The 8771-nt window shown below is 61.6% G+C and carries 6 protein-coding genes; 4 read left to right on the top strand and 2 right to left on the bottom strand.

Going from position 1 to position 8771, the window contains the following annotated elements:
* Positions 1–169: 169 nt before the first annotated feature.
* Positions 170–835, bottom strand: a complete 666-nt coding sequence (locus FPT15_RS26295; protein WP_053256610.1) for a response regulator — start codon at positions 833–835, stop codon at positions 170–172.
* Positions 810–4193 (bottom strand): ATP-binding protein, encoded by a 3384-nt coding sequence (locus FPT15_RS26290; protein ID WP_145165741.1) that lies wholly within the window; start codon positions 4191–4193, stop codon positions 810–812. The genes FPT15_RS26295 and FPT15_RS26290 overlap by 26 nt, the downstream gene beginning before the upstream one ends.
* 346 nt (positions 4194–4539) lie before the next feature.
* On the opposite strand from FPT15_RS26290, the gene urtA reads away from it, so the two are divergent.
* The 4 genes from urtA (at position 4540) to urtD (ending at position 8761) form a co-directional block, all read left to right on the top strand.
* Positions 4540–5748, top strand: a complete 1209-nt coding sequence (gene urtA, locus FPT15_RS26285; RefSeq protein ID WP_145165740.1) for an urea ABC transporter substrate-binding protein — start codon at positions 4540–4542, stop codon at positions 5746–5748.
* A gap of 166 nt (positions 5749–5914) precedes the next feature.
* The gene (gene urtB / locus FPT15_RS26280) at positions 5915–6832 is read left to right on the top strand and encodes an urea ABC transporter permease subunit UrtB (RefSeq protein ID WP_178119751.1); all 918 of its coding nucleotides are present in this window, start codon (positions 5915–5917) and stop codon (positions 6830–6832) included.
* 10 nt (positions 6833–6842) lie between these two features.
* Positions 6843–8006, top strand: coding sequence for an urea ABC transporter permease subunit UrtC (urtC, locus tag FPT15_RS26275; protein ID WP_145165739.1), 1164 nt, complete (start codon positions 6843–6845; stop codon positions 8004–8006).
* On the top strand, positions 8003–8761 hold the full coding sequence (urtD, locus tag FPT15_RS26270; RefSeq protein WP_145165738.1) for an urea ABC transporter ATP-binding protein UrtD: 759 nt from the start codon (positions 8003–8005) through the stop codon (positions 8759–8761). Before urtC ends, urtD begins: the two co-directional genes overlap by 4 nt.
* The last annotated feature ends 10 nt before the right edge of the window (positions 8762–8771 follow it).

Here is an 8771-nt window from a genome sequence, read left to right as displayed (position 1 = left end):
CTGGCTTGCCTGCGATGCAGGCACCTCGGTGTGTCAGGCATAACCAGTTGATGCCTTCGCGGGCAAGCCAGCTCCCACATTGACCGAGTACAGCCCGAGGTTTCAGGGCAATGCAGATCTGTACAGCCTCTACTTGATGTATTGAGACCCACACAAGCACCACACACATTCAGATCGCGGCCAGTGCAACTGAGGTGGCGGCTGTTCGAGTCTCCACGCCGAGCTTCACATACACATGCTCCAGATGCTTGTTCACCGTCCTGGGGCTCAGCCCCAGAATGTCGCCGATGTCCCGGTTGGTTTTCCCACACGCCACCCAACGCAGCACTTCCACCTCACGCTCGGTCAGTTGAAACCGCGCGGATAACAGTCGTTGCGCCGGGGCGTCCTCCAGGGTCAGCACGCTCGGCTGCGTCGCGGCACGCGCCGAGAGCAGGATTCGTGAGGTGCGTAAATGCGCTGCCACCCGCGCCAACACCTCATCCGTCTGGATCGGCTTGGTCACGTAATCACTGCCACCCACCTCAAAGCCTTGCACCACGTGCTTGCTGTCGGTCAGCCCGGTCATGAACACTACCGGGATGTCTGCGCTGGCCGGTTGCGCCTTGAGTCGGCGACAGGTTTCGAAACCGTCCAGGCCCGGCATCATTGCGTCCAGCAGAATCAGGTCCGGGCGCCGGCGTTGCACGCGGTTCAACGCGCTGAGGCCGTCCAGCGCCACCAGCACCATGTAGCCCGCGTCATCAAGGGCGTCGGACAGCATGGCGAGGTTGTCCGGGGTGTCATCGACGATCAGCACCACGCCAGGTTCAGTGCTGCGGGTGAGCGCATTCATCTTCGGCCTCCTTTAAGGTTCGGTTGAGTTCATCCAGGCGGAAACCCTTGAGCAGCCCGCGCACTTTGGTGATAAAAGGCGCGGCGTCCGGGTGGTGTTCCAGGATGGTGTCGAGTTTTTCATGCAAGCCGCGCACGTAGCCGATGGCGCTGAGTTCGGCGAGGGCGGCGAGGTCTTCAGGGCTGGGCAATACGCTGGGCGGTGCAGGCGGTGTGGACGTTCGGGTGCGCCGCAGCCACTGCAGATCCAGGTGCTGTTGCAGGCGGCCGAGCAGTTCCGGGGTGCGCACCGGTTTGGCCAGGTAGTCGTTGCAGGCGGCGGCGATGCTGCGTTCACGGTCGTCGGTAAAGGCGTTGGCCGAGATCACGATGATCGGCGCGCTGGACAGCGCATTGCGGCGGATCAGGCGGCTGGTTTCCCAGCCATCCAGGGTCGGCATCGACAGGTCCATCAGGATCAGGTCCGGCGCCAGCAGCGCCACCTGGCGGATCGCGTCCTGGCCATTGCTGGCCTGGATCACCTCAAACCCCAGCGGTGTGAGCATGCCACTGAGCACCTTGCGATGGTCCACATGGTCGTCCACCACCAGGATGCGTCGGCGCACACCGTGATAACCGATGATGTCGTGCTCCACGTGCACCACCGCCTGCGGCGCGCGCACTTGGGAGAGGAACAGCCGCACCTGGAAACACGTGCCCTTGTCCAGCTCACTGGTGACGCGCAATTCGCCGCCCATCAGCGAGGTGAGCATGCGCGTGATGGTCAGCCCCAGGCCCACGCCCTTGTCCTGGCGCATCAGATCGCCGCGCTCGAACGGCTGGAATATCCGCTCGATTTGCCCAGGGTCAATGCCGATGCCGGTGTCGATGATTTCAAAATTGGCGGTTTCGCGCATGTAGCTGACCCGCAGGCGCACCTCGCCGCTGTCGGTGAAATTCACCGCGTTGCCGAGCAGGTTGATCAGGATTTGGCGCACGCGCTTTTCATCGCCACGCACCACGGCCGGGATCTTGCCCACGCAGTCCAGGCGAAAGCGCAGGCCCTTGTCCTGGGCTTGTGGGGTGAACATCTGTTCCAGGTCGTGGATCAACTCGGGGAAGGGGATTTCCGTGAGTTCCAGGCGCAGTTTGCCGGCCTCGATCTTAGCCACGTCGAGCAGGCCATCGATCAGCGACAGCAGGTGCGAGCCGCTGCGCAGGATAGTCGCCAGCGCGTCCTGATGCTGCTCGGGCATGGCGTTGTCGCGCTGCAGGATCTGGGTAAAACCAAGGATGCTGTTCAGCGGCGTGCGCAGCTCGTGAGAGAGCCCGGTGACGTAACGGCTTTTGGCGGCGTTCGCGGCTTCGGAGGCCTCTTTGGCCTGTTGCAGGGCTTGGTCGGTGAGGCTGTGGGCGTCGATTTCCTGCATTAAAAGCAGGGTCTGGCGGTCGGATTCTTCCTGGGCGACGCGGCGGCTTTCGCGGGTCAGTACCACCCACCACGCGAGCACGGCGGCCAGCACTGACAGGGTCAGGAAAGCCTTGAAGAACGCCTGATACAAGGTCTCGGAATGCGGCAACCCTTGGGCGGCCTGCACGTAAATCAACGCCAGCGCGCCTGCGAGCAGCAGCACCAGCACCAGCAACAACCCCAGGTAGTGCGCCAGCCGCGTATGCAGGCGCGGCATCAGGGTGGTGGGCAGCAGCCAGCGCAATACGCCTTCGAACTGCGTGACCAGGCGCGCATGAGGTTTGCACCGATCACCGCAACGCGCGTCCAGCGAGCAGCACAGCGAACAGATGGGCGTGCTGTAGGCCGGACAAAACGCCATGTCGGCGGTTTCGAACGGGTTGCTGCACAGCCCGCACACCGCGTGGGTGGCGGGGGCCACCGGGTGAATCAGCGTCACGTCACTGGTACGCGCGATGTAGTACTTGCCTTGGGTCAGCCAGGCCAACAGTGGCGCCATGATCAGCGCCGTGCTCAGCGCGACGAAGGGCGGCGCGGCCTGGGCCAGGGCACCGAACAGGCCGAAGTGGGCGAGGATCGACAGCAACGAGGCAATCAGCATCGAGCCGACGCCCACCGGGTTGATGTCGTAAAGGTGCGCGCGCTTGAACTCGATGTGTCTGGGCGACAGACCCAGCGGCTTGTTGATCACCAGGTCGGCCACCAGCGTGCCGATCCAGGCAATCGCGATATTCGCGTAGAGCCCCAGCACCTGGTCGATCACATCAAATACGCCCAGCTCCATCAACATCAGCGCGATGGCCACGTTGAACACCAGCCACACCACGCGGCCGGGGTGGCTGTGGGTCACGCGGGCAAAGAAGTTCGACCAGGCCAGGGAGCCGGCGTAGGCGTTGGTCAGGTTGATTTTCATCTGTGAGATGAACACGAACAGCACCATCGCGCCGAGCGCCCATTCCGGCGAGCTGAACACATAGCGGAATGCAACGAGGTACATCTGCGTGGGCTCGGCGGCGCGCTCGATGGGGATTTCATGTTGCAGGGCGAGAAACGCCAGAAACGCCCCGGCGAACATCTTCAGTGCGCCGGGGATGATCCAGCCTGGCCCCGCGCAGAGCAGGGCGGCCCACCAGCGTTTGCGGTTGGCGGCGGTCTTTTCCGGCAGGAAGCGCAGGTAGTCGACCTGTTCGCCGATCTGCGTGACCAGCGACAGCGCCACGGTGCAGGCGGCGCAGAACGACAGCAAATTAAACCCGCCGCCGTCGCCACTGCGTCCGACAAAGCTGGTCCAGTCGCTGAAGACGTCGGGGTTTTTCCACCAGACAAAGCCGTAGGGCAGCACCAGCAACAGCAGCCAGAGCGGTTGCGTCCACAATTGCAGGCGGCTGATCAGGGTCACGCCGTAGGCCACCAGCGGAATCACCAGCAATGAGCAGATCACATAGGCGATGGCCAGCGGAATGTGGAAATACAGCTCCAGGGCCAGGGCCATGATTGCCGCTTCCAGCGCGAAGAACAGGAACGTGAAGCTGGCATAAATCAACGAGGTGATGGTCGAGCCGATGTAGCCAAAGCCGGCGCCGCGGGTCAGCAGGTCCATGTCCACGCCATAACGGGCGGCGTAATAACTGATGGGCAGGCCGGTGAGGAAAATCACCAGGCTGATCGCCAGGATCGCCCAGAACGTGTTGGTGAAACCGTAGCTCAAGGCGAGCACGCCGCCGATGGCTTCCAGCGCCAGAAAGGACACGGCGCCCAGGGCGGTGTTGGCGATGCGCAGTTCCGACCATTTGCGAAAGGATTTGGGAGTGTAGCGCAGGGCGTAGTCTTCCATGGTCTCGTCGGCGACCCAGGTGTTGTAGTCGCGGCGGATCTTGACGATGCGCTGGGTGCCGGAGGTGGGGTGCACGGTTGAGGACTCCGCAGAAGGGCGAGATTGAATGAGCAACTTCCATGCCCTGACAGGTGCCGCAGGTCCAAATGCGGGAGCGGGTTTGCAGTGGCGAGCGGGCTTGCCCCGCGTTGGGCTGCGTAGCAGCCCTGAAACCAGACAACACTATTTACCTGGAAAAATGCGCTGTTCTTAACAGGGCTGCTTCGCAGCCCAACGCGGGGCAAGCCCGCTCGCCACAACTTGCCCTGAAACAGTGCGCAACGGCATACGTCAAATGACGTACAGGGTTACGTCAGGCTGCGTATACCCGCGATGGCCGGCTGCCGCCATGCTGAACCCCTCATTGCAGAGGAGTCGCCCCATGGCACCACGATTGATCCGCTCCACACCGCTGTTGGCCTTGTCCTTACTGGCGGCCGCTCTGTTCAGCCAGGGCGCGCTGGCCGATAACGAAGGCCTGGCCGTGACCCCTACCGAAGTCACCGTCGGCCAGTTGCACTCGGCCACCGGCACCATGGCGATTTCCGAGACCGGCTCGATCCAGGCTGAGCGCCTGGCCATCGAACAGATCAACGCTTCGGGCGGGATCCTTGGACGCCAGATCAAAGTGATCCAGGAAGACGGCGCCTCCGACTGGCCGACCTTTGCCGAAAAAGCCAAGAAGCTGCTGGTCAACGACAAGGTCGCCGCCGTGTTCGGCTGCTGGACGTCGGCTTCACGCAAAGCCGTGCTGCCGATCTTCGAGAAAGAAAACGGCTTGCTCTACTACCCGACCTTCTATGAAGGCCTGGAACAGTCGAAAAACGTCATCTACACCGGCCAGGAGGCTACCCAGCAAATCCTCGCCAGCCTTGACTGGATCGCCAAGACCAAGGGCGCCAAGACCTTCTACCTGGTCGGCTCGGACTACATCTGGCCACGCACCTCGATGAAGATCGCGCGCAAGCACATTGAGAACGTGCTGCACGGCACCGTGGTCGGCGAAGACTACTACCCGCTGGGCAACACTCAGTTCGGCTCGCTGATCAACAAGGTCAAGCTGAAGAAGCCGGACGTGGTGTTTGCGGCCGTGGTCGGCGGCTCCAACGTGGCGTTCTACAAGCAACTCAATGCGGCGGGTGTGAATTCGTCCAAACAAACCCTGCTGACCCTGTCGGTCACCGAAGACGAGTTGCTCGGCATCGGCGGCGAAAACATGGCCGGCTTCTACGCCTCGATGAAGTACTTCCAGAGCCTGGACAACCCGAACAACAAAGCCTTCGTCGAAGCCTTCAAGGCCACGTACGGCAAGGACGCGGTGATCGGCGACGTGACCCAGGCGGCGTACCTCGGCCCTTGGTTGTGGAAAGCGGCGGTGGAGAAAGCCGGCAGTTTCGACGTGGATAAAGTCGTGGCGGCAAGCCCTGGCATCGAGCTGAAAAACGCGCCGGAAGGCTACGTGAAGATCCACGAGAACCATCACCTGTGGAGCAAGTCGCGTATCGGCGAAGTGCAGCCCAACGGGCAGTTCAAGGTGATCTACGAGTCGGATCTGATCGAGCCGAACCCGTTTCCCAAGGGTTACCAATAACCCCCAGGCACACGGAGTTTCAAACTGTGGGAGGGGGCTTGCCCCCGATAGCCGTGGGTCAGTTACCGCTTTATAAGCTGACCCACCCTCATCGGGGGCAAGCCCCTCGCGCATAAAGCAAAATGGCAGAAGCCTGCATTTCATCTCTCTGTAGGAGACCATCATCATGGAATGGCTATCGGAATTTGGAGCCATCGCGGCGATGCAGGGGTTCAACGGTTTGTCCGTGTTCTGCGTGCTGTTGCTGATGGCATTGGGGCTGGCGATCATTTTTGGCCAGATGGGCGTGATCAACATGGCCCACGGCGAGTTCCTGACCATCGGCGCCTACACCACCTATGTGTGTTCCAGCCTTACCGCGCATTTTGCGCCATGCTTCCAACCCTATTACTTCTTCGTTGCCATTGCCCTGTCATTCCTCGTTGCCGGCGCCATCGGCTGGCTGGTGGAGTGGGCGATGATCAGCCGTTTGTACAAGCGTCCGCTGGACACCTTGCTTGCCACTTGGGGGTTGTCCCTGGTGATGCAGCAAACCTTTCGCTCGGTGTTCGGCGCGCGTGAAGTCAGCGCCGAACCGCCGGCCTGGCTGATGGGCTCGGTGAACTTCACCGATGCCATCGAGATCCCGCGCAACGGCCTGTTCATGATGGGCCTGACCCTGCTGCTGACCGCCGCGATCTTCCTGATGCTGTACCGCTCGCGCTGGGGCCTGCAGGTGCGCGCCACGGTGCAGAACCGCCTGATGAGCCGCGCGGTGGGCATCAATACGCGCAAGGTCGACCGCATGACCTTCGCCCTCGGCTGCGGCGTGGCCGGTGTCGCGGGCGCGGCGTTTACCACCATTGGCTCCACCGGGCCGACGGCGGGTTCGCAGTACATCGTCGATACCTTCCTGGTGGTGGTATTCGGCGGCGCGCAGAGCCTGTTCGGCACCATCGCCTCGGCGTTCGTGATCGCCCAGACCCAATCGCTGTCGGAGTTTTTCCTCAGTGGCTCGATGGCCAAGGTACTCACGTTGTCCTCGGTCATTCTGATCCTGATGCTGCGCCCGCAAGGGTTGTTCTCCATCAAAGTGCGCAAGTAGAGGCGAGCAGATGAAGGCTTTAGACAAGCTGCTGGGCGGCCAGCAAAACCTGATCGGTATCGTGTTGTTGGCGTTGCTGGTACTGGTGGTATTTCCGCTGACTTTGGACGCGTTCCGCCTGAACATGGTCGGCAAATACCTGACCTACGCGTTCGTCGCCGTGGGCCTGGTGCTGTGCTGGGGCTATGGCGGCATTCTCAGCCTGGGGCAGGGGGTGTTCTTCGGCGTCGGCGGTTACTGCATGGCGATGTTCCTCAAGCTGGAAGCCTCCGACCCCGAGAGCACCAAGATCCAATCCACACCGGGCATCCCGGACTTCATGGACTGGAACCAGATCACCGAACTGCCGTGGCTGTGGCAGCCGTTTCACAGTTTTAGCTTCACGCTGGTAGCGGTGATTGCGGTGCCGGTGCTGCTGGCGTTTATTATCGGTATGGCGCTGTTCAAGCGGCGCGTGGGCGATGTGTATTTCTCCATCGTGACCCAGGCGATTGCGCTGATCCTTACCGTGCTGATCGTCGGCCAGCAAGGGCTGACCGGTGGCGTCAACGGCATCACCGACCTCAAGACCCTGCTGGGCTGGGACCTGCGCACCGACAGCGCGAAAATGATCCTGTACTTCATCAACGCCGGCTTGCTGTTCGGCTGCATCTTTATCGGCCGTTTTATCCTCGCGTCCAAGCTGGGCCGGCTGCTGATGGCGATGCGCGACAAGGAAGAGCGCGTGCGGTTTTCCGGCTACGACGTGGCCAGTTTCAAGATCTTTGTGTTCTGCGTGGCCGCCGCGTTTTCGGCGATTGGCGGGGCGATGTTTGCCTTGCAGGTGGGCTTTATGTCGCCGTCGTTCGTGGGCATCGTGCCGTCAATCGAGATGGTGATTTTCGCCGCGGTGGGCGGGCGCATGTCACTGCTCGGCGCGGTGTATGGCGCGCTGCTGGTGAACTACGGCAAGACCTACTTTTCCGAGTCCTTTCCTGAATTATGGCTGTACCTGATGGGCGGGCTGTTTATTGCCGTGGTCATGTATTTCCCCAATGGCCTGGCCGGGTTGTGGGACAGCCACGGTCGCCAGGCATTGGCCAAACTGCTGCGGCGCAAACCCGTGGCGGCGCCCCCGGTGAGTCCGGCGGTTAAACCCAAGGCTAAAAGCAACATCCTGGAGACCCAGCCATGACCGCCGTCGGCTTTGAAATGAAAAAACCGGTGTTGGCCATTGAAGGCCTCACCGTGTCGTTCGACGGCTTCAAGGCGGTCGACAACCTCAACCTGTACATCGACCGCAATGAAGTGCGCGTGGTCATCGGCCCCAATGGCGCCGGCAAGACCACGGTGCTCGACCTGATCTGCGGCAAAACCCGCGCTACCAGCGGCAGCATCCAGTTCGACGGCCAGGAACTGACCAGGATGCGCGAGTACAACATCGTGCGCGCCGGCGTGGGGCGCAAGTTCCAGAACCCGTCGATCTACGAAAACCTCACGGTGTTTGAAAACCTCGAGATGTCTTATCCCGCCGGGCGCAAGGTGTGGGGCGCGCTGTTTTTCAAGCGCAGCGCTCAGGTGATTGCGCGGGTCGAGGAGGTGGCTAGAGAGATTTTTCTCGGGGACTTATTGCAGCAACAGGCCGACCTGCTGTCCCACGGGCAAAAGCAGTGGCTGGAAATCGGCATGCTGCTGATGCAGGACCCGGAGTTGCTGATGCTGGATGAACCGGTGGCGGGCATGAGCGTCAACGAGCGCGCGCAAACCGCCGAATTGCTCAACCGCATCAGCCAGGGCCGCTCTGTGCTGGTGATCGAGCACGACATGGAGTTCGTCAAAAGCATCGCGCATAAAGTCACGGTGCTGCACCAGGGCAAGGTGCTGGCCGAGGGCAGCATGGAGTCGGTGCAAAGCAACCCGAAAGTCATTGAAGTGTATTTGGGCCACTGAGGAATCCGGC

Origin of the sequence: Pseudomonas sp. RGB, assembly GCF_007713445.1 — a bacterium.
Lineage (GTDB): Bacteria > Pseudomonadota > Gammaproteobacteria > Pseudomonadales > Pseudomonadaceae > Aquipseudomonas.
The sequence above is the reverse complement of the archived record's forward strand: the minus strand, read 5'-3'. Positions and strand labels throughout refer to the sequence as shown.

Bases quoted from the DNA above. Each gene is read 5' to 3' on its own strand.
- urtA (WP_145165740.1), top strand. From the start codon at position 4,540: ATGGCACCACGATTGATCCGCTCCACACCGCTGTTGGCCTTGTCCTTA.
- FPT15_RS26295 (WP_053256610.1), bottom strand. From the start codon at position 835: ATGAATGCGCTCACCCGCAGCACTGAACCTGGCGTGGTGCTGATCGTC.
- urtC (WP_145165739.1), top strand. From the start codon at position 6,843: ATGAAGGCTTTAGACAAGCTGCTGGGCGGCCAGCAAAACCTGATCGGT.
- urtD (WP_145165738.1), top strand. From the start codon at position 8,003: ATGACCGCCGTCGGCTTTGAAATGAAAAAACCGGTGTTGGCCATTGAA.
- urtB (WP_178119751.1), top strand. From the start codon at position 5,915: ATGGAATGGCTATCGGAATTTGGAGCCATCGCGGCGATGCAGGGGTTC.